We start from the raw sequence: 21461 nt of genomic DNA, 5'->3' as shown, positions 1-21461 counted from the left end.
TCCGCCATAAAATGTTTCATTGTTAGCGTGTCTTCACAGAAAAAGCTCAACACCTATGGCGTTGAATCTCCTTGCGAACGTTTACCCGGGGTAGGCTCGTCCCTTGCCAACCCCGGGCTATCAAAAGAACAACTCGTACCGAGTTGCATCATGAGGGCATTTATAATGTCAAACACATGTATTGAGTAATCATCATAAAATGCACGATGTTGTGTGCCGGAAACATTCACTATGGCAAATACAATTATTGGAATATTGGCACCAAACCTACGGCGTTGCGTCATTGCAATATCCGTAATGGCGGGTGCATTCATTGGGAATTTACTGCGACACCGATGGCGTTGCATCTCTATAACATTCCTTTTTGCGCATAATTTATATTTTGTGCGTATTCCCAATAATATTTATCATCTTTTCATTTGTTTTTAATGGTAAAATGGTTTGCGCCAAATCATCGTGCAATTTGATGTGTTTTATCCGATGAAATGACGCAAAATGTGGCATGAATTGGCACAAATCGTTTTATCGTTTGTTGTCTATTGACGTATGGTCCTTATTGATTGGTTGAATCGTTTGATTCACAACAGCTTATGAATTCAAATGAGGGGACTTGTGCTTCGTCATCTTCCACCACGTTTTTTCCTGAATTTTATACACGAAAACAGGTGAACTTAAATTCTAATTATGCCTTTTTGACGCTATCAATAGCATCTTGAAATCTTGCAAAATCCCTTTCCTTATCCTTTGTTTTATGGCACACGGCAAAATCATTTTTATGCAAGTGTGTGAAAAAATAAATCGAAAAATATTGTCAGATGCTTGCATCTTGATTGTTTTTATTGTATATTTGCCACGCAATCTCATTCGTGTTGTGCCCCATAATAGGGCATGATGCCATGCAAAACCTTTGTAACAATCCAATTTAACCTATCAATAACATGTCTATTAAACCATTTCTTATCAGTTTGTGCTGTGCATTTGGCAGCGTTGTTTGCCATGGACAGACCCTTTATGACCTATCCGATGTTTACTTAAAAAATGCCGATTTCAACGCGAATTATGACCATGCAGTCGGTGAAACGGGTAATGTTGCGCAACAAATTTGCGAACTTCCCGGTTGGAACAAAGACTTTTCAGTAAATTATACGATAGCGGGTGTCTATCAAATTGGTACAAACAAGACGTTCAATGGAGCAAAAGTACCTGATAAAGCCTTTGATGGGACGACATCAGGAGGCGTACTTGCCTTGAGCACGGGGTGGGAACAAGCGCTTAAGTATTATCAAACGGTGACGCTTCCAGCTGGAAATTACACGATGAAATCGGCCTTTTTTAATGGTAGTGATAAGTCTTCTGGCATCTCACTTATGGCCTGGTTACCTGATGGAGGCACACCTGTTAAGTCGTCGTTGACCTCGTTTTTGGTTGACAACTGGACCGAAGATGTTGTTCATTTCACCCTAACGGAGACGACAACTGGCCGTATTCAGCTTGGTTTTCAAGCGCCAGAGAGCAGAGGAAGCGCCAATTTCGCACGCGTATGTATGGACTTTATCCACCTTTATAGAGACACTCCAGTGGGTAAATTTGAGGTGGATATAAAGAAACACGACTTATTGAATGCTATTAACCAGGCCAAACAGCAACTTGGTTCGACTTCAAATGCGTCGGCAACTGCGTTTCGTGAGGCCATCACTAAGGCGCAAGAGGTGTATGATAACGCCTCGGCCACACTTGAAAATGTCATGCAGGCATGTGCTCATCTGGCTCAGGCTGCCCAGACATTTGCTTGGGCTAATCCCACCGGAGAGGTGCCATTGGTGACCACTGACAGTCGTTTCGCGTGCGGATCTACCATGGCTTTCGCCCGTATTCAAGTCAAAGGAGAAAACATTGTGGAGCAAGGTGTTTGCTGGAGTACGTCACCCAACCCCACCATTCGCGATGAACGAACAACAGAAGTCATTCATCACAAGGGGCAAATCTATTGGATGAAGAACCTCCTTCCAGCCACTTGTTATTACATACGTGCCTATGCTATCACGCAAGGGAAGCAGGTTGGTTATGGCGATAACATCAAATGTTACACCCTTCCGAAAGGAACGTTGTCGTATACGCTGCGAGATGGTGGCGACAATGAAACGAAAGCACGAATAGAAGCGGCTATGAAGACGGCCGTAAATTGGTGGAACAACCTCACTTCTATACATGGAGTTACGTTCAATGTTGGCTTTAATTCGGGCACGCCTACAGCCGATTGTTCTTATGGAGGCTATATCCGTGTGGGGGCAAACACAGCCTATCAACGCACTGGAACGATGCTACATGAGATGGCACATGGCGTTGGTGTCGGCACACATAACCCTTGGTGGGATGGTCGAATGCGTTCAAATGGAAATCGCGGACTATGGCTTGGCGACCGCGCTACAGCCGTTTTGCGCTTCTGGGAGGATGATAACACGGCAACATTAACAGGAGATCACATCCATTTTTGGCCTTATGGCATCAATGGAGCACATGAAGATGATGGGTCGGATGCCTTATATATCATTCAATCGCTTATCGTTCAAGCACTCGGAGAGGATGGACTTCCGCCGTCAGGAGGCTTTGCAACGCCGGCGTATAGCTTCGAACAAGAGGATAATCAGCGTTATTATTTGAAGAATGAAGCCATAGAAAATGGGCGTTATTCGATGTTTGTTACCGAACAAAAAGATGGGTGTTTGGCACTGAAAGAACTCTCTTCAGAAGATGTTTTGACGAATGATAGTGCGACATGGCACGTCATTTTTAACGCCGAAAAGAGTCTTTATAGCTTCAAAAATGTGGCAACTGGTCATGTGATTACCTATGACACACACACTTCTTCGATGCGAACTGGCGAGGCAGATGGGGCAACTGATGATGTGCTTTTCCATTTGATGCGTGGCCGAAAGGATGTTGTTGAGGGCAGTAGTGTGAGAGGTTATTGGATGATTCATAACGATGGGTCGGAGAGTCCGAAGGTAATGAGTGCGGAAAATGGTTCAACACTCACGACAGCCACTTATAATTTGGGGAATGATGCCACAGCACAACGCTGGTTAATCCTTGATAAAAACACGATGGAATCGATAGAAATGCAAGCTAAGAAGGATTATTCTAAACAATTAGATGACTATCTTGACCTTGTGAAGAAACTGCGTTCTACCCCTCATCGTGAGGATATTGCAGGCACAGATAAGGCTTTTGACAAAGGGTTGGAAGCCATTAAATCTCGCCGTTTGACGGCAACGAGTGCGGGAAAACTATCAAGTTTAGTAGCCGAAGCACATGCTTTGGCCTATAATTTCCTGTCACATGTGACGCCATTGAGTAAGTATGAACCTTTTGATTTGACGTTTATGGTGATGAATCCCGGCATGGATCAGCTGAATGGTTGGACTGGAAAGCCAGCCTTAAATCACTCTTCTGGTGAGTTCTATCAAGCCACTTTTGACTTCAATCAGACGGTTTCGAATTTGCCAGTAGGCAGTTATCAGCTGCGTGTTCAAGCCTTTCAACGTCCTGGTTCAGCAGAAACGGCTTACCAAGCACACATGTCAGGAGACGATAAAGTGACTACAGAAATCTATCTTGGTGACCGCTCTTGCAAGGTGAAACAGGCGGTAACTGAGGCTCGTGAGACGCCAATTGGGGTTGGAAATGAATCAATGTTGCCGAGCAATCCAGCCAAATATATTCCCAACGATATGCTTTCGGCGAGTGAATATTTTGCAAATGGGCTCTATGAAAACAATGTTTCAGCTCGGGTAGAGACTGAAAACTCAAGTTTGAAACTTGGTATTCGTTGTACGTTTAGCGACAATATGTATTGGAGTATCTTTGATAATTTCAGGTTATATTACTTTGGTAACATGCCGTTTGACGAGGTTATGCCGGTTAAAAAGATACAGGTGCAGACGCAAAGTGTTTCAGATAGGGTGTTTACTATAGACGGAAGAGCGATTAATATGCATGGAAAAGGGGTTGAAAGTCTGCCTCATGGTGTGTATATTATAGGCGGAAAGAAGGTTGTTCGCTAAGTCTTTATGGGCTGCAATGCATTGAAATATTCGCAGTTAAGTTTCGTTTGATAAAGAAAGGGACACCAATTGATGGTGTCCCTCTTTATGTATTAGGATAGGAATAGTGTTGTTTTAGAAAGCAAAGGATAACATTATTTCTCCTGTAACCAGTCTTTCAGTTCCTGAAGCATAGTCGTATGGAACTTGAAATTCGGTCGAATGCCCCAGCCATGTCCACCACTTGGGAAGACATGTAGCGTCGCAGGAACGTCATGTCTGTATAGTTCTAAGTAGTAATTTACGCCATTTGCGGGCATAACGGCCTTGTCATCATCACTTAAAGCAATGAAAGCTCGTGGTGTAACTCGAGTCACTTGGAGGTCACTACTGTAGTCTTTCTCGTCCTTCTTTCGGGCATCTTTCCCTAATAAATTGTCGTGACTTTGCTGATGAGTATAGCCAGGTAACATCGTAATGACAGGGTAGAAGAGAATCTGAAAGTTTGGTTTTGCATCGCCTTTACTATGTGTTGCTATGACCGAAGCTAAGTGGCCACCAGCCGAAAAGCCCATGATGCCAATATCGTTTCGGTTGATATGCCATGAAGAAGCATTGTCGCGAACGAGCTTAATGGCTGCTTCGGCATCGGCAATAGGTACTTCTAAGTTGCCATTTGGCATGCGATATTTCAATACAATGGCTGCAATACCGAGGTTATTTAAGTAACCTGACCAGTCTTTTCCTTCGTGATTCATGGCCAATCTGGCGTAAGCGCCACCGGGACAGATAACAATTGCGCGCCCCGTTGCAGTCTTTGTATCGGGCAGGTAGACATAAACCTTCGCCGTGTCTGCATCATTTCCATTGCTCACAGCGGGCTTTCCTTGCCACAAATTGATTTCCATGGGAGTTTGAGCCTTGGCATTTGTTAGACAGAAACAAGCCAAAAGTGCTAACATTAAGTGTTTTGTTTTCATATGATTATATTTAATTTTTCTGATGATTTTCGTCATTGTAGTTGCAAAGATAACGAAAAAATCGTAATATTGCAGCATTAATCAATGAATAACCAAAACGATGTTACTCTTAGAACGAATGGCCTTTTGCCCACTATGTGGCTCATCTCATTTTGTGGTTAATAGCGAAAAGAGTCGCCGATGCAAGGATTGTGGCTTCGAATACTTTATGAATCCCAGCAGCGCGAATGTGGCTTTGATCTTCAATCAGCGTCAAGAACTGCTCGTGGTAAGGCGTAAGAACGACCCCGCCCGCGGCACTTTAGACCTTCCTGGAGGCTTTGCTGATATGCAAGAAACGGCAGAAGAGGGAGTCATTCGTGAGGTAAAAGAGGAAACCGGGCTTGAAGTGACCTCGCTACGCTACTTGTTCAGTTTGCCCAATCGGTATAAATTCAGTGGCGTAGTGCTGCCAACTCTTGACCTCTTCTTTGCTTGCGAGGTGGCCGATGATAGCAAATTACAAGCTTCTGACGATGCTTCTGAGGCCTTTTGGGTGGCATTAGATAAAATTAATCCCAATGAATTCGGACTCGATTCCATTCGAAAAGGGGTTGAACGATATGTGAAAGCCATGGCAATCAAAAAGTAATTACTATGACTGGAAACTGTTTTGATGATTTTTACACCAAGTGATTAGCTCCTGAATAGCAGGTAAAAGTGATGTGCCTAAGCTTGAAAGCCGATAACATTCGTGGTCTTCCACGATGATGTTATCTTCTTTTAAGTGGGTTAAAGTAGTTATAATTTCTTGAATTTCCAGTTCCTTGATTTCCCTTTTGAAATCATTTTGTGTCAGCGTTTGGCTTTTCCCAAGCAATTGAATGACCCATAATGCGTCGGGTTCGCAAAGCCTTGAGAGGACATTACGAACCGGACAAGTGGGAAATTGCACGTCAACTACCATTTCAATTCATCGTTTAATATAACGCCATCTGAAGCATCTTCTGCAGTGAAAGTATTGCCCTTGTATTGTACACAAAGCATTAATAGCTCGTCATCTCCAGTATTTTTGAGTGCACGTCGACCCTCTGGAGCTACTCGAATGATGCTTCCTTCGGTCACAGGAACCTCTTCTCCGTCCACTTGATAAAGGCCTTTACCTTTAAGAATGAAATAAAGTTCCTCGTGATTCTTATGAGTATGCAAGAAGCCGCTATCCTGGTTAGGTGCTAAACTCTGAAAGGAGAGCTCACTTCCTGTGGCATTTAAGGCCTGACCTACAAACACTTTACCTGGTATTTTGATGTCACCTAATGTCAGCAAATAGTCCTTAATGTCGCTCAATTTGCCTACGTTTACTACCGTAAAGTTCTTTCCTTGTTTCGTTGTTTCAATTGTTTTCATCATCTTGTTCTTTTACTTTATTGTTTAATATGTTTGTTATTTCTGTTGCAAAGGTATTTGTTATCAATAGATTATACAAGTAGGTACGAAAAGGTTGGATAGTTACGGCGAGGTAAGTAATGTGGATTGAAAAGGTAAGTGGAATTGAAGTTTTACATTGTTTAACACTAAAACTTTCGTAATCAATGGCTCGGTTTCTATCTTTGTGATAGAAAATAGAATAAGAAAGCATATGAAAACTAATGAAATCCGTAATGCGTTATACCCTAATTGCCCTATCCGCAACGTGCTTTCTCGCGTTGGTGACAAGTGGTCTATGCTGATATTATTTACCTTAGAGAATCATCCCACGATTCGATTTAAGGAACTCCAGCGCAATATTCCTGACATTTCACAGAAGATGCTCACTGCAACGTTGAAGGCATTAGAGGCAGATGGGTTGATAAATCGTGAGGTTTTCCCCGAAGTTCCGCCTCGGGTGGAGTATGCATTGACGGAAAAAGGGAAGTCGCTTCTGCCACTTATTGATAATCTTCTTACCTGGGCATCAAATAATATGGAAGATATTATCGCTTCACGCGAGCGGTTTTATCTGAAATAATGCTATCAATAAGGTCTATCAATGAAGGTCTTCATCACACAATCCACCTTATTATAAAACCTGATAAAATAAGAATCGTGATTTAGAAGACCTATCGGTTGCAGCGCTTTACTATCTTTTGAGCTTCTTTTAGCGGGAATAACTCGGGGTCATATCTAAAGCCCAACCACTCCATTTCATTCAAAGCATCGGGCGAAGCCGGTTTTTCCATGAGCATACAAAGGCGTTGATAGCCCGGCACTCCACCGCAATCATTCGGCGGACACGCACGTTCGCCACCGAGAAGACTCACTTCTTTCTTCTCGTCTCCATATTCGTTGACGGCCAAAAGCGTTACCGTGTGCAACCAACAATCACCATAATCATATTCAAAGGTAACCGAATCGCCCTTTTGTTTCAGCAGATCGGCAATGCAATATTGGCGTCCATCCTTTGTCTCGGGTTGCATTCGGCTTTCCATTATCTCATGAATCGAAGTGGCATAAAACGTAGATTGTCGTCCATTTCGCATGATAAACTGATGTAAATGCTCTTCCGCCCAGCCCATAGAAAGCAGGATTATTGACGCAATGGAAGTCAAGGTAATCGACGAAGGGACTTCAATCTCGCGCCATATCGGTGGTTTTATCGTGTCAAGAACAATGCGAAGGCGATATTTCCACACGTGCATCACGGGCTTATATGTAGCCATTGGGTGCTCTACCCAGCCGTCAAAATTCTGCCAATCATAATCATCGACGTTGAGATTTTCAACGATTTCATCGGTGTTTTCAGTGTCTTCATGCTCAGGTGTAAGTTCTTCGGTCCAACGTTCTTCGTCTTCTTCATCAATGTTGGGGTGCGAAAAATAAGACAACGGCTTACCCAAAAGGGGATGAGAAGAGGTGTCTTGGCCTATGGTTTGCCCATGGAAGGGACGCTCTTTGGCTATCCTGAGCTCTTCATTGTCGTTGGAAGACGCGTCGTGAAGCATCGAAAGCACCGACTCTATATCAGCCGTTGTGAGCTGCTCACCCCCAGCTTGCTTGGCCACTAACTTGAAAAAGTCTTGCACAGGGCGTGTCTTCACAGCCTTCTTGATGTCTTCTTTCATGGCCTTTTCGGCCTGAACCTGCACTATTTCACAAAGTTTCTGGAAATGTTTTGCGGTCTTGTTTGCCTTCAACTCGGGCGCTTCAGCCAATCGTTTAGCCAACTTTCGCGACATAGAAAGGTTACAATGCCAAATGTCTTCAAGCGAAAGACGCAACCGAAGCACATCAGCTGCGGCGTTGGCTGCTGCATAGTTGATGACAAACTCGCTGTATTCACGTGCTTTTGAGGCAGACAACAATTTCTCTTTAATGAGTTCTGAACGGTTCTTCTCTATGAAGTCGAACAGGTCAGTGGTGTAATTTATGAAGTACTTCCTGCCCATATGCACAAAAATAAATGTTGTCTTGTATGCAAATATAACATAAATTTCGAGATAACAACGCATGTTATCCATACAAAAATAGGGTCTATAGATAAAGTTTTCGGCTTTTATTACAGGCCTTTTTGGGCCTTGTAGTCTTTTTTCAGCACTCGGTTTTATCCCCTATTTATAGGGGATTTTACTGCGGCTGGATAACTTTTGTAAAATGCGTAGTGTCAGAAGTATAAATTCTTAAGCCTAAAATGTAGTTTAATGCGAAGGGAGGTGCGGTGTGGAGATGTAAAGTTTATTGGCCGAAAAACAGGGGGTTATGAAATCGCCAAATAGAAATGATGGGTTCATGAAAGTCTCTTGGTTGGCCCATTTCATTGTAAAGAAATCACAATTTAGGGTGAAAGAAGTTGTGATTTTCGTCGTTTTGTTTCCTCATTTGCATGTTTTTAGAAATAAAATCGTTCATATTGTGTTATGAAATGACGTTTGTTGTCGTATGAAATGAGTCATTTCGCACGATGAAATGACTCAGTTTACAACTTAAATGTATGTAATATTGCACGATGTTTTCGGTCAATATGTATAAGTGTTTGATTGATAGAAGGTTGTAAAACCGCGAAAATCATGGGGTATTTTGAGGGAGAGGACTTTACGTTTCAAATACGCTCGTTGTGCGAAGGCTTTTGTTAAACTAATTCTGAACCTTTATTTTTTATCCCTTTTCCTGCTTTTTTGAATTATTAACGCAATGTTTTCATGTCGTCATTCAATTTTATTTTGTTTGAGAAGTGATTTGGTAAATCGCATGGCGTGAGCGGGGGCATTGGGTGAGTTGTGCGTTTCTATGCCGTTGGCGTTGTACTTTAAGCGCGTAATAGCTGTGGGGTTGTCATGCGCTTGATTGCAAAGGGCACACGAAATGATGTGAATCATTCGTCAAAATGGGGCAATAAATGGTATAATGTATGCCTCGTTTCCCTGTTTTTACGGGATAATCTATGCGTAGAACAAGGCAAAGAGCAACACAAGTTTATGCTAAGAGGAAGGCTTTTATGCGGTTGAGCTCAGCCAATCCCTGCTGTTTTCCCATGTCATATACCTCTTGCATGATTGCAGGGTCATGCGAAGTATGGTTGATTTTCAACTTCCTTTCTGGTGCAATAACAAGCGTTTGACCGAGTTTTTCCTGCTCTTCGAGATAACGAAGTTGGGCATTATACATCACATGTCGATGCATTAGGGCTGATAACATGTGGGGATATTTGCGCAGAGCAAGGCGCATTAAGGGCATGAACGATGTGGGCTGTTTCACGTAATTGCGTGGTTGTGTGAGAATAACCACGTTGCGTTGGAAGCCTATTTCTTGGAAATAGCGCAAAGGAATCGAATCAGACACACCGCCATCGAGCAGCTTTCGCCCACCAATCTCAACGATTCGTGACACTAAAGGCATGGAAGCTGAGGCTCGAATCCATTCGCATAGCTCGTCGATAGACATCTTTTGTTCGGCCTTTTGATAGACAGCACGACCAGTTTCGACATCCGTGCAGACCATATAAAAGTCGGTTGGGCTGGCCTTGAACGTCTCAAAGTCGAATCGGTCCAGCTGTTGTGGCACGTGATGATAGGCAAATTCGGCCCCGAAAAGGTCGCCTGTGCGTAGCCAAGAGCGTAGACTGCAATAGCGCCAATCATGAGAAAAGCGCTGGTTATAACGCAAAACACGACCCGGTTGGCGGCTTAAGTAGTTGCAACCAAAGGCTGCTCCCGCCGAAACACCAATCAAACCATCGAAGTGAAGGTTGTTTTCGATGAGCACATCTACAATGCCCATCGTGTAGAGTCCACGCAAAGCACCTCCTTCTAACACAAGACCTGTTTTTATTTTTGTGTCATTTGTTGTTGTCATATCCGTATCTTTTACCTTCAAAATGAAGATTCTTGCGACAAAGATAAATATTAATTCAGAAATAATTGGTATTTTTGTAGTCTAAAATATAGATATAACTAAGGCGTGCTATGATAAAGATTAAAGAAGTAAGGAACTTGAATGATTTGAGGAAATTCGTTCAATTCTATTATGATTTATATCGCGATTGCAAACAGGCTGTGCCATTTTTGTACGGTGATGAAATGAAAACACTGCGCAAAGACCGCAATCCCTCGTTTGAATGTTGCGATGCTTGCTATTTCATGGCATTCAAATCAGGGCGTATGGTGGGCCGAATTGCAGCCATTATCAACCATCGTGCCAATGAAAAATGGCATAGTAAGGTGGTGCGTTTTGCTTGGTTTGACTTCATAGATGACGTAGAAGTATCGGCTGCTTTGTTGCATGTGGCAGAACAATGGGGGCGTGAACGGGGCATGACAGAGATTGCAGGACCACTCGGTTTCACGGATATGGATCGCGAAGGCATGCTTATTGAAGGGTATAATCACCTTTCTACGATGTACATTAACTACAATTTTCCGTATTATCCGCGTCATATTGAGCAATATGGAGGCTTCCGTAAGGACAACGATTATTTGGAATATCGCATCAAAATCCCAGAAGTTGTGCCACCAAAGATGCAGAAAGTGGCAGAGATGATAGCCTCGCGATATCATCTGCGCACCCATAAGTTCACACGAGAAGAGTTGGTTCGCGGCGGAATGGGACGCGAATTGTTTGAGATTCTCAATGCAACCTATAAGGATTTATATGGCTTTTCGGAGCTTTCTGATAGGCAAATCAGCGGCTTAGTGAATGAATACATCAAGAAAGCCGACTTAAATCTCATCACGGCGGTTGTCGATGAAGAGCGTGATAACAAGATGATTGGCTTTGGAATTTCATTCCCTTCGTTCTCTAAAGCCTTGCAAAAGACACGCGATGGGAGGTTATTTCCCTTTGGCTGGTGGCCGTTGTTGCGCGTATTAAAGTGGCATAAGACCGACACAGTAGACTTACTTCTCATTGGTGTTTTGCCTGAATATCGGCGCAAAGGAGCTAATGCGCTCATCTTTAAAGACCTCATTCAGTGTGTTCATTCCTATGGTTTTAAGTGGGCAGAAGCCATGCCTCAGATGGAAACGAATACTGCTGTGCAAAGTGAATGGCAATATTTTGATGCCGAACAACACCGTAGACACCGCTGCTATCGAAAGGAAATAGGTTGAAACGGGGCTGAAGTTGTTGTTTGTTGTGGAGCAAACGAGTAATCATTCGCTTGCTGATGCTGACCTTTGTTGTGTGCAATGTTGATGAGTTTTGCCGTGTTTTGTGCAAAATATCGCCATTTCATCGTGTTTAAAAGCAAAGAAATCATTCGCTAAGGGCTTATGCTGTCTGCATTTTATAGCCCTATATCATGAAGAAAAGTGATAGGCATTTGGTGATGTTTGGTGCGAAAATACTATCCAATCACTGTGCATAACTTAGCCACTTCGCTTTCAAACGGATCTTTGAGTATAGCCTTTGCCTTGATAGCCGACCTGTAATTATAAATGGTTTGTGGGGAGTAGAAGAGCAGGTTTGCTATTTCTGCGCTTTCGTTTACACCCAAACGGACGAGTGCCATGATGCGTTGTTCGGTTGTCATTGCATGCGAACTGGGTTGTATTATCTGGCAATCGGGTAGCAGAAGTGCGTTGAGTTCCTGAGGAAAGGTAGGGTAGAGGTCGAGGAAAGCGCGGTCAAAGCGCGAGAGAAATGTAGCTGCATCCTCTTCGGAAAGACGCTCAGAAGACAACAGACTGAGTAGTTCTTGGGCTTGATTAGCCTTGATTTTTCGCTTCACGAGCGTCTGTTGCTTCTTTAATCTGTTGATATATCGAGAACAAAGGTCAATATATAAGCGCACGAGTCCTTCGCGTTTCTTATTCGTTTTGACTAATTGCTCGTTGAGATCATGCAGTTGTTCGTTGAGGCTTCCTTGTCTTTTATTCATTTCAGAGAGTCGGTTGTTGGACTCTTGTAACTTTTGTCGGCTTTGGGTTAGACGGCTGTTTTGTTTGAAAATGAAGCCAACGGCAGCGATAAGGAATACAGCCAACAGCGAAATGGCAAAGAGAGTGTTGCGCAAGTTGGTGTTGCGTTCACTGAGTTGTGCCTGATAACTATCGACAATGGCAGGCAAGCGGTCGGATATTTCGAGAATACGTAGGCGGTTGTTATAGAACTTTGCGTTCTCAAGAGAGATGTTAATATAACGTTGTGCGGCTGCAATGTCGAGATTACCATGGCCGTGTTCGAGGATATACATGGCCAAAACTTGGAGTGCAAGGTTCTCCATGGTCAGACTACGGGCATCACTAATGCATGCCATTACAATGTAACGTTCGTAAAGAGAGATTTCATTTGGGGCCGAATATGTACAGGCTAAGGCGAAACATGCCATGGCATGAACACGTGAATTCTCTGGAGTCATGGCAATAGCCTTAAGATAATGTTGCTGCGCCTCTATTGGATTATTGAGAATATAGCCACAATACTCGCCCTGATAATACTCATAAGTGCGGTCTGTTTTATCGAGAAAAGGCATGGCAAGACTAAGATTTGTGCGTGCATATTGGCGGTAACGAGGAGCATAGATGGCATCGTTGCAGAAGTCACTCCAGTAGGAATAGATGCGGAAATGTGTCAAATAATAGTTGAAAAACTGTCGTCTGCTGAGGTCTGTTGTGTCTACAAGTTCGATGGTTTGCAGTGCCTCATTGTATAATCCGCCGATAGCCAGCAGCTCAGCCTTATGAATAAGGTTGTCGGCATAATAGGTTTTATTATGTAAATTATTGGCAAGTTGCAGTCCCTTCTCTACGTAAGTCATGGCTGAATCAAATTGAAACACATGGTAAGCTTCATAAAGTTGGTCGCAGAGTTGAAGCTTTTGGAGTCCATTTCTCTCGTGATTTAATCTTGTCTTTAGCGTCTTTATTTCTCGTTCTTTGCCTTCAATTTGCAGAGATTGGAGCTTTAATATGCTATCCAATCGGTCGATAAGATGGTCATTAACTACTGCCTTCATGGGAAGAAATCCCATGAGTAAGCATGTCAATAGCATTAGTTTGTTGTGCATTATATAATGTCTCTTATTTGTTATTCAAACAAATGATTTGGTCATTTTATAGCAAAAGTAATGAAATCTATTATATTTTGTTGTTCTACTTGAATGAATTTAATAAATTTTATAATATCAAGAGAATCAACACTTTATGCAAATAATGATTTTGTTACAATCTACTTGCACCCTACTAACAAGCAGATTTAGGTTCAAAATACATTACCTTTGCGAAAAAGTAAATTAAAAGAAACCTAAATTTAAGATTATGCTGAATTCTAACAACCGATTAACAAGTAGACTTCTTGTTATTCTTTTCATGATGTGCATACCTCTTATAGGAGTTGCACAGAATGCATTCTCTGTTGAAGGTGTTGTGAAAGACGCCAACGGAGAGCCTATTATCGGTGCCAGCGTTGTAGAGAACGGTACACAAAATGGTACGGTTACCGACATCGAAGGTGCTTACAAGTTGAAAGTTAAGAATGGAAACGCCGCCTTAAAGATTTCATATTTAGGGTATAAAACACAGACAATTGCGTTGAATGGACGAGGAAAACTCGACGTGAAACTTGTCGATGATGCTGCTAATCTCGGTGAAGTTGTCGTGATAGGTTATGGCACTATGGACAAGAAAGAGCTTACTTCTGCGGTGTCACATGTGTCATCTAAGGACTTCACTCGTGTGGCAAGTGTAGACCCTTCCATGATGATTCAGGGTAAGGTTCCTGGCGTTTCAATTACCAATACGGGTGCAGGTGACCCGAATAATGAGGCAAGTATTCAGATACGTGGAGTCTCTTCACGTGCTGCAGGGCTTGGTCCTTTGATCGTAATTGATGGTGTTGTAGGGGGTAATTTGACGAATCTTAACCCCAATGACATTGAGAGTTTCGACATACTTAAAGACGGAGCAGCCAGTGCTATCTATGGAACGCGTGGTTCAAATGGTGTGATTCTCGTCACAACTAAAAAGGGAGAACGCGATGGAGTGCTGCATACTTCTTACAATGGTAACGTGTCTTTTGATGTTATTAAGCATGAACTTGACATGTTAAATGCTGATGAATACCGTGCGAATCGATTGGCTTCTGGTACTGGTTATGACCTTGGTGCTTCGACAGATTGGCTGAAAGAAGTAAGTAGAGTGGGTGTACGCACGCAGCATACACTAACATTAAGCGGTGGAAACGCACGTTCAAACTATCGCGCTTCTATTGATTATCGTGATGCAAAGGGTGTTGATAGATACTCTGGTCGCCAAGAGTATGGCGCACGTTTCTCTGTAAACCATACCACGAAGAGTGGCTTGTTTACCTTCAATGCCAATGTAGCGCCACGTATAGCATATAGAAAAGGTGCGCAGTGGGACGTCTTTCGGAACGCTATTGAGGCTAATCCTACGACGCCAATCATGGACCCTCATCAGCCAAACTTATATTATAACTTCAAAGGACAGATGGCAGGTTACAACCCTGTTGAAATGGAAAAGTTAGAAAAGCATACGGGAACAACGAAGCTGTTAGACTGGGATGGTACGATAAAACTCAATCTCTTCCCGCTTCTTTTGACCAATCCCGGTAAGCAAGTACTGACAACTCAGCTCACGTTTGCAGACCATCAGTATGACAATTACAATCAATGGTTCCGCCCTTCTACAAGCACTTTAGCTATTGAATCAGGTCGAACGGGTGAGGCATCTCAGGATTACTCCAAATCTTCTTTACACAGTTTAGAGTGGATAACGAATTATAGTAACTCGTTTGGTGACCATAATGTAAAGGTCATGGCAGGCTACTCGTATCAATATAACAAGTATTCGGGGTTGAATGCAAGTAATAAAGACTTCCCCAATGACGCTTTGGAAGACAACAACCTCGGTTCAGGTACGTTTGCAAAAGACGAGGGTGAGGTCGACATGGGTTCTTATATGAACGACAATAAGCTTATCGCTTTCTTCGGACGCGTTAGTTATGACTGGAAAGGTCGCTACATGATGACAGCTTCTTTGCGTCATGAGGGCTCATCAAAGTTTGGTAAGAACTACAAGTGGGGTAACTTTCCAGCTGTTTCTTTCGGTTGGCGTATCTCGGATGAACCCTTTATGCAGGAGACAAAGAGCTGGCTTACAGACCTTAAACTGCGTGCAGACTACGGCGTAACTGGTAATCAAAACTTCGACAGTTATAAGTCTTTGAACACTATGTCGGGCTTCGGCTACTATATATATAATGGTAAGTATTACCAGGTTTGGGGCCCAGGAAAGAACGTTAACCCTAATCTTCGTTGGGAGAAAGGCAAGAACTGGAACATTGGTCTTGACTGGACACTCTTCGGTGGCAAGCTCTTTGGTTCGTTCAACTACTATAATCGCAAGCAACAAGACCTCTTGGGAGACTACAAAGTGTCTATCCCTCCTTACTTGTTTGACCAAACTTTTGTCAACGTTGGTACCATGCGCAACAGTGGTTTCGAGTTCGATATCACATGGAATGCTGTAAAGACCAAAGACTTCAGTTACTCTTTGAATGTCATTGGCGCTACAATGAGCAACAAGTTTGTTAGCTTTAGCAACAACAACTTTGAGGGACAAGACTACTATGACGTAGTAAGTCCACAGGATCCCTACCCATTCCACACGCTACAACGTATCGAAAAGGGACGCCGTATCGGTAGTTTCTATATGTTAAAGTATGCCGGAGTAGACCCACAAGGCCGTTGGATTGTCTATGACAAAGAAGGAGATAAGGTGCTCGCAGATAATGCAACAGACGATGATCGCCAATTCCTTGGCAACGGACTTCCTAAGTTTACAGGTTCAATGACCCACACTTTCCGTTACAAAAACATTGACCTCTCGTTGTTCTTCCAAACAGCTTTGGGCTTTGATATCTTCAATATTCACGATTTCTACTATGGAACGAAGAACTTCCAAGGCAATGTTATGGACAAGGCTTATAGCAAAAACAAGATTATTTCGCAGAATCCTATCGTCTGTGATTACTTCCTTGAGCCAGGCGATTACCTCAAATTATCGTCTATAAACCTTGGATATACGTTGAATTTGAATAAGAAATACGTTGATGCTATACGTCTTTATGCAACGGCAAGCAACCTATTCACCATCACAAAGTTCTCGGGAATAGATCCTTCTAACTATCAGTTGAATGGGTTAAATCCTGGTGCTACGGGTTCACGTACTTACTTCCCATCTACCCGTCAGTTTATGATTGGTATGCAAATTGATTTCTAATAAACTACGAACCTATTATTTTCATTTCAATATGAGAAAGACTTTTATTTATGTGGCAAGTGCTTTACTGGCGGCTTCTGGCCTATCCAGTTGCACTAATCTGGACGAAACACTTTACGACCAGGTAGCCTCTGGCAACTATTATAATACAAAGGAAGATGTTATTCGTGCCGTCTTACGTCCTTTTGAGCATGGATATTGGAGCATACAAAGCCGTCAAGTACTCAATGAAGAGACTGCCGATCAGCTCATAACGCCTACACGTGAGGACTGGTGGGACGATGGTGGCCGCTGGGCTCGACTGCATCGACACAAGTGGTTGACTACAAACGGAGAGGCACAAAGCGAATATAACGGCTGCTTTCAAGGCATAATGCAAGCTAATCTCGTGATAGAAGACTTGGAGAAACGCTCTGCCCGGCAGTTTGGTTTCAGTGAAGCTGAGTTCAATAACCTAAAGGCTCAGAACCGCGTTCTGCGTGCTTGGTTCTATCTTCGATTGCTTGATGCGTTCAGAAATGTGCCACTTGCGGTTAGCTATTATGACACTTCAAAGAATTCTGAGGGTCAGGTTGAACCTCAAAAAGTTTATGATTTCATCGAAACAGAACTCAAAGAAGCTATTCCTGAGCTATCAAAGAAGACCTCACTCGGCGGTAATCAGAATCTCGAAGGCGAGTGGACACAAGCTGGTGCGGCTTCATTGCTTGTGCGTCTTTACCTCAATTCAAAGACCTATATAGGCAGAGAGCGTTTCAACGACTGTGAAAAGGTGGCACAAGATATCCTTGATGGCAAATATGGTGTTTACAAAGTAGCCGATCGTTGGGATGCCGCTTTCGACTGGAACAACGAAACTTGCGATGAAGTTATCTTCGGTTTCCCAGGTGCTCCGGGGTATTCTCACTGGCATTATTCGGCAGATATGTACATGTGGACAGTTCCTGCAAAGTCTAACGAGTGGCTACATGACAAGAAAAACAAGGCTGGTGGCCACAACATTAAATACTCTTGTTCACCCAGTTTCAATTCAGATGGCACTCCATATCATTTCGAATTGGGTATGCCTATCGCCCGTTTCAAGGACTATCCATCAGATGTTCGTCTGAAGAAATACCGCAACTTAGGCAACAGTCAGCGTGAAGGTATGTTCGTATATGGCAAGATTCAGTACACCGATGATGAGGGACATACTCAGTATTTAATGGATCATAACAGCAAGTTTGTACTCGACTTGCGCGATGCTGTGGGTCGTTTTGGTGGCATGGATGGTGATAGATGGCTCGCATCGGGCGACAGTAAACTCGAAAACGGGGATGATAACTCCGGGTGGATGTTCGTGAAATATCCTCTCTATCCCGATGGAGATGCAGGCCAAACGCAAGCAGATTATGCCGAGATTCGCTTGCCAGAGATTATCTATAGCCTTGCAGAGTGCAAACTTCGCAAGGGAGATGCGGTCACTGCTGCTAAGCTTTTGAACAGTGTTCGCAAGCGCAACTATCCGTCAACCGACTGGGCTACGGCGCTCTATGCACCCGAAGGAAGTGCTCATCTCGATATGAAAGAGATGTTGAATGAATGGGGTCGTGAGTTCTTTGCAGAGGGACGACGCCGTGTTGACCTTATCCGCTTCGGCAAATTCCTTGACTCTTGGTGGGACAAAGATGCTGATGCAGACAATCACACGCTGATTTTCCCATTGCATCCTGATATCCTTGGTGCCAACAAACACCTCGTTCAGAATCCTGGTTACGAATCCGGCAGATAATAAACACACACACATGATGTTTTGAAGTAAGTTTCTGAGACAGAGGGAGGTAGGCTCCGTGTGAGCCAATCCCTCGTCAACGAGGCTATGATTTCATGCAAATTGTACGATGAAATGGCGCAAATTGCGCGATGAAATGGTACAAATCACACGATAAAATGACCTAAATCACTTCACTACTTCACTAAGAAATAAAAACAACTAAACTTTTGTGATATGAAAAAACTATTCAAATATGGATTGATTCTGTTTGCAGCGGTCTTCATGCCAATGCTGTTTCAGTCATGCAAAGACGACAAAGATATCGTCATTATCGATGAAGAGTTGCCGTTAAAGGTTGACCATGTCTACATGGTTGGCGATGCTTCGCCCGTAGGTTGGAATATAAGCGACCCGTTTGAACTAACTCGTGACGCTTCAAATAAATATGTTTTCACTTATCATGGCGTGTTAAAGGCGGGCGAAATGAAGTTCCCTTTGGCTAAAGGTGATTGGGGAGGACTGTTCATTTACGCTCCGGCTGCCAACACTGAGATTAGTGCTAATGGTGTAGCTAAAGACGGAATAGACATCCGTAAGGGTGGAGACGATTTGAAATGGAAGGTGACTAAGGCTGGAATCTATCAGCTTTCACTCGACTTAAAGACACGAAAGATTGAGGTAAAATATGAGGGTGCAGAACCTGAAAAGCCTCTCACCTCAGCATGGCTCACGTTTATTGGTGATGCAACGCCATGGGGATGGAACAATGACCCGGCGGGGATGGAGAAGTTCCAAAAGACCTCTGACAACCCACTTCAATTCACTTATGAAGGTGTTTTGAAAGAAGGCGAGTTCAAAGTTGCCTTTGATCAGACCGACATTCCAGCCTGGTCTAACTATCTTCAGGCTCCCGAAGCAGGCGTAACTCTTAACCATGAGGGCGTTTCTAAAGACGGAATGGTGAAAGGCGGCGAGGATAATAAGTGGAAAGTAACCGAAGCTGGTGTCTATAAACTTGTCTTCGACCTGACCAATAAGAAGATAACCGTGGCCCACTTTGACCCAAACATTCCTGTTGTTACTGAATGGGATACGAAAGTTCTCTATATGGTTGGTGATGCAACGAGTGCCGGATGGTCGGCTGAGAACCCTGTAACCATGACAAAAGCAGGTGACCATCTGTTTACGTTTGAAGGCGAATTGAAGGTTGGTGAGTTGAAGTTCACCCCCAACAAAGACGGCTTCAGTGGTTCAAAGCCTTGGTTCTTGGCTAAGGAAAGCGGTGCTGTCATCAACGAACATGGTGCTTCTGTTGCCGACATTGTTTATGGAAGTGAAGACAAAGGCACACCCGATAACAAGTGGAAGGTAGAGAAAGCCGGTAAGTATAAGGTCACTGTAGACATGACAACGCATAAGATTAAGGTTGAATATCTTGGTGCTTGATATACAGAACGTATTTAGTAGAGAGAGGTTTTGCCCCTTTTCATGAGACATTGCACAGCCTCTCTCCCTTACAATTCAAACAAAACGAAAAGAAATGAAAAAGTATATTCTTGCCAGTTTGGCTTTCGCAACATTGCTTTCTGGCTGTAACAGCAACGAATGGGACGTCACAAGTGACCTTTCAGTGGATAAAACTGATCCGACAATTGGGCTTACTCCTGTTGCCGAAAAACCCGGAATGGACTATGCTCCGCTTTATTGGAGTCTCTATGGCAACCTGTATGACCAGGAACAAGCAAGGTCTTTTCCTAACATTTTTACCCCCGACGATTGGGATACAGCCATTGATTATGTAGCCACTAACCTCAAACCTTATGGTTATGACATGCTTGTGACCGATGGTTTTGCATCGATGAGTGGTGAGAATGGCTATATGACACGTTATAGTCACACCCAGAAAGACAACAATTCTCCTGAAGTTCGTCTCTCAGATATCGTTGCAAAGTTGAGTGCCAAAGGCTTAAAGCTCGGCGTTTATGACAGTCCTTTCTGGCTGCATTACGACAATGGAGACGCTGTTATCCCTGGAACAGACGGGATAAAGGTTAGTAGTTTGCGCTTCAATCCTAAGACAGATAAGGTTCTTCACCCTGAAAAAGAAGACTACTTCTGGTGGGTTAACACCTCACATCCAGGCGCAGAACAGTTCTTTGAGGGCTTCTTTAAGCACTATGCAGACTTAGGTGTGCACTTCGTTCGTATGGACTTCCTCTCTTGGTACGAGGATGGCATGAACTATACTGACGTGATTGATAAGGGATATGGACGCGAAAACTATGTTCGTGGCATGCAATGGATTTGCAAATATGCCCAGAAATATGGTGTATATGTATCGCTTGTAATGCCTCATTTGAAAGATAATGCCATCATAGAAAAGTATGCCGGCAACATGGTTCGTATTGATGCAGACGCTTTAAAGGGTGGATGGTTCCGCTTCTCTGAAAACAATCGCGGTAATATTCGTGGCGGTTGGCCAAACTCAGAAACTGCTTTCGACGGCTTTGTCAACTGGTCTAAGATCTCAGGTCGCAAGAAAATACGTCTTGATGGCGACTTCATTCGCATAGGTTCTTATGCAAACGACGATGAGAAGATGAGCGTTGTGTCACTTCCTTTGATGGCCGGTGGCCCAGTTGCAGCTACAGATATGCCGACAGGTCATGACCTTTCATTCTTCCAGAACGCTGAACTCTTGGCATTACAAAAGGATGGTTTCGTCGGACAACCAGTCGCTCGAGACCTTTGGAACACTGATGGTGAGATGTGGTATGGCCAGATGAAGGACGGAAGTTGGGTCATTGGACTCTTCAACCGCAGTGAAGATACAGCCTTACGCAGCTTAGAACTCTCAAAGATTGGACTCACTGGAACTTGGAATGTGCGTGATCTTTGGAAGCATGCAGACGAGGGAAAGGTCAGTGAAAAGATAGAAGCTTCAGTGCCTTCTCATGGTTGTAAGATTGTGAAGTTAACGAAAGCAAACTGA

The 21461-nt window shown here is 43.4% G+C and carries 15 protein-coding genes; 8 read left to right on the top strand and 7 right to left on the bottom strand.

Annotation, left to right across the window (positions count from 1 at the left end):
* Positions 1–53 precede the first annotated feature (53 nt).
* A complete protein-coding gene (locus tag HMPREF9420_RS06975) occupies positions 54–347 on the bottom strand; it encodes a hypothetical protein (RefSeq protein ID WP_044078827.1) in 294 nt (97 codons plus the stop codon).
* 591 nt (positions 348–938) lie between these two features.
* Between HMPREF9420_RS06975 and HMPREF9420_RS06965 the strand changes: the two genes are divergently transcribed.
* Complete coding sequence (locus tag HMPREF9420_RS06965; RefSeq protein ID WP_007134828.1) at positions 939–4064, top strand: hypothetical protein; 3126 nt, start codon at positions 939–941, stop codon at positions 4062–4064.
* 134 nt (positions 4065–4198) lie between these two features.
* Here the strand turns inward: HMPREF9420_RS06965 and HMPREF9420_RS06960 are convergent, their stop codons facing one another.
* Positions 4199–5023, bottom strand: a complete 825-nt coding sequence (locus HMPREF9420_RS06960) for an alpha/beta hydrolase (protein WP_398393948.1) — start codon at positions 5021–5023, stop codon at positions 4199–4201.
* Positions 5024–5123: 100 nt separating this feature from the next.
* Between HMPREF9420_RS06960 and HMPREF9420_RS06955 the strand changes: the two genes are divergently transcribed.
* Positions 5124–5654, top strand: coding sequence for an NUDIX domain-containing protein (locus HMPREF9420_RS06955; RefSeq protein WP_044078824.1), 531 nt, complete (start codon positions 5124–5126; stop codon positions 5652–5654).
* Between the two features lie 3 nt (positions 5655–5657).
* Here the strand turns inward: HMPREF9420_RS06955 and HMPREF9420_RS06950 are convergent, their stop codons facing one another.
* Both HMPREF9420_RS06950 and HMPREF9420_RS06945 read right to left on the bottom strand, forming a co-directional pair.
* Positions 5658–5969 (bottom strand): hypothetical protein, encoded by a 312-nt coding sequence (locus HMPREF9420_RS06950; RefSeq protein WP_007134825.1) that lies wholly within the window; start codon positions 5967–5969, stop codon positions 5658–5660.
* Entirely contained in the window at positions 5963–6409 is a 447-nt protein-coding gene (locus HMPREF9420_RS06945; protein WP_044079147.1) for a cupin domain-containing protein, read from the bottom strand. The genes HMPREF9420_RS06950 and HMPREF9420_RS06945 overlap by 7 nt, the downstream gene beginning before the upstream one ends.
* Positions 6410–6641: 232 nt before the next feature.
* Here HMPREF9420_RS06945 and HMPREF9420_RS06935 point away from each other — a divergent pair, with 232 nt between their 5' ends.
* Positions 6642–7010: a winged helix-turn-helix transcriptional regulator gene (locus tag HMPREF9420_RS06935; RefSeq protein WP_007134823.1), complete on the top strand. Its 369-nt coding sequence runs from the start codon at positions 6642–6644 to the stop codon at positions 7008–7010.
* Positions 7011–7101: 91 nt separating this feature from the next.
* Here HMPREF9420_RS06935 and HMPREF9420_RS06930 read toward each other — a convergent pair whose 3' ends face one another.
* Both HMPREF9420_RS06930 and HMPREF9420_RS06925 read right to left on the bottom strand, forming a co-directional pair.
* Positions 7102–8427, bottom strand: coding sequence for a plasmid pRiA4b ORF-3 family protein (locus tag HMPREF9420_RS06930; RefSeq protein WP_147625642.1), 1326 nt, complete (start codon positions 8425–8427; stop codon positions 7102–7104).
* A 1024-nt stretch (positions 8428–9451) separates the two neighbouring features.
* Positions 9452–10330, bottom strand: a complete 879-nt coding sequence (locus HMPREF9420_RS06925) for a patatin-like phospholipase family protein (RefSeq protein WP_081457484.1) — start codon at positions 10328–10330, stop codon at positions 9452–9454.
* Positions 10331–10440: 110 nt separating this feature from the next.
* Between HMPREF9420_RS06925 and HMPREF9420_RS06920 the strand changes: the two genes are divergently transcribed.
* Positions 10441–11583 (top strand): hypothetical protein, encoded by a 1143-nt coding sequence (locus HMPREF9420_RS06920; RefSeq protein ID WP_007134818.1) that lies wholly within the window; start codon positions 10441–10443, stop codon positions 11581–11583.
* A 236-nt stretch (positions 11584–11819) separates the two neighbouring features.
* Here the strand turns inward: HMPREF9420_RS06920 and HMPREF9420_RS06910 are convergent, their stop codons facing one another.
* Positions 11820–13481: a DUF6377 domain-containing protein gene (locus tag HMPREF9420_RS06910; protein ID WP_007134816.1), complete on the bottom strand. Its 1662-nt coding sequence runs from the start codon at positions 13479–13481 to the stop codon at positions 11820–11822.
* Positions 13482–13731: 250 nt separating this feature from the next.
* Here HMPREF9420_RS06910 and HMPREF9420_RS06905 point away from each other — a divergent pair, with 250 nt between their 5' ends.
* The 4 genes from HMPREF9420_RS06905 (at position 13732) to HMPREF9420_RS06890 (ending at position 21461) form a co-directional block, all read left to right on the top strand.
* Positions 13732–16716 (top strand): SusC/RagA family TonB-linked outer membrane protein, encoded by a 2985-nt coding sequence (locus tag HMPREF9420_RS06905; protein ID WP_007134814.1) that lies wholly within the window; start codon positions 13732–13734, stop codon positions 16714–16716.
* A 31-nt stretch (positions 16717–16747) separates the two neighbouring features.
* On the top strand, positions 16748–18487 hold the full coding sequence (locus HMPREF9420_RS06900) for a RagB/SusD family nutrient uptake outer membrane protein (protein ID WP_007134813.1): 1740 nt from the start codon (positions 16748–16750) through the stop codon (positions 18485–18487).
* A 216-nt stretch (positions 18488–18703) separates the two neighbouring features.
* Positions 18704–19915: a SusF/SusE family outer membrane protein gene (locus HMPREF9420_RS06895; protein ID WP_007134812.1), complete on the top strand. Its 1212-nt coding sequence runs from the start codon at positions 18704–18706 to the stop codon at positions 19913–19915.
* 94 nt (positions 19916–20009) lie between these two features.
* On the top strand, positions 20010–21461 hold the full coding sequence (locus HMPREF9420_RS06890; protein ID WP_007134811.1) for a hypothetical protein: 1452 nt from the start codon (positions 20010–20012) through the stop codon (positions 21459–21461).

It is taken from the genome of Segatella salivae DSM 15606, from assembly GCF_000185845.1.
In the GTDB taxonomy this organism is placed as follows: Bacteria; Bacteroidota; Bacteroidia; order Bacteroidales; family Bacteroidaceae; genus Prevotella; species Prevotella salivae.
Note: the sequence above shows the minus strand (reverse complement) of the source record. Positions and strands in the feature narration are given on the sequence as shown.

Bases quoted from the DNA above. Each gene is read 5' to 3' on its own strand.
- HMPREF9420_RS06975 (WP_044078827.1), bottom strand. From the start codon at position 347: ATGCAACGCCATCGGTGTCGCAGTAAATTCCCAATGAATGCACCCGCC.
- HMPREF9420_RS06965 (WP_007134828.1), top strand. From the start codon at position 939: ATGTCTATTAAACCATTTCTTATCAGTTTGTGCTGTGCATTTGGCAGC.
- HMPREF9420_RS06960 (WP_398393948.1), bottom strand. From the start codon at position 5,023: ATGAAAACAAAACACTTAATGTTAGCACTTTTGGCTTGTTTCTGTCTA.
- HMPREF9420_RS06955 (WP_044078824.1), top strand. From the start codon at position 5,124: ATGTTACTCTTAGAACGAATGGCCTTTTGCCCACTATGTGGCTCATCT.
- HMPREF9420_RS06950 (WP_007134825.1), bottom strand. From the start codon at position 5,969: ATGGTAGTTGACGTGCAATTTCCCACTTGTCCGGTTCGTAATGTCCTC.
- HMPREF9420_RS06945 (WP_044079147.1), bottom strand. From the start codon at position 6,409: ATGAAAACAATTGAAACAACGAAACAAGGAAAGAACTTTACGGTAGTA.
- HMPREF9420_RS06935 (WP_007134823.1), top strand. From the start codon at position 6,642: ATGAAAACTAATGAAATCCGTAATGCGTTATACCCTAATTGCCCTATC.
- HMPREF9420_RS06930 (WP_147625642.1), bottom strand. From the start codon at position 8,427: ATGGGCAGGAAGTACTTCATAAATTACACCACTGACCTGTTCGACTTC.
- HMPREF9420_RS06925 (WP_081457484.1), bottom strand. From the start codon at position 10,330: ATGACAACAACAAATGACACAAAAATAAAAACAGGTCTTGTGTTAGAA.
- HMPREF9420_RS06920 (WP_007134818.1), top strand. From the start codon at position 10,441: ATGATAAAGATTAAAGAAGTAAGGAACTTGAATGATTTGAGGAAATTC.
- HMPREF9420_RS06910 (WP_007134816.1), bottom strand. From the start codon at position 13,481: ATGCACAACAAACTAATGCTATTGACATGCTTACTCATGGGATTTCTT.
- HMPREF9420_RS06905 (WP_007134814.1), top strand. From the start codon at position 13,732: ATGCTGAATTCTAACAACCGATTAACAAGTAGACTTCTTGTTATTCTT.
- HMPREF9420_RS06900 (WP_007134813.1), top strand. From the start codon at position 16,748: ATGAGAAAGACTTTTATTTATGTGGCAAGTGCTTTACTGGCGGCTTCT.
- HMPREF9420_RS06895 (WP_007134812.1), top strand. From the start codon at position 18,704: ATGAAAAAACTATTCAAATATGGATTGATTCTGTTTGCAGCGGTCTTC.
- HMPREF9420_RS06890 (WP_007134811.1), top strand. From the start codon at position 20,010: ATGAAAAAGTATATTCTTGCCAGTTTGGCTTTCGCAACATTGCTTTCT.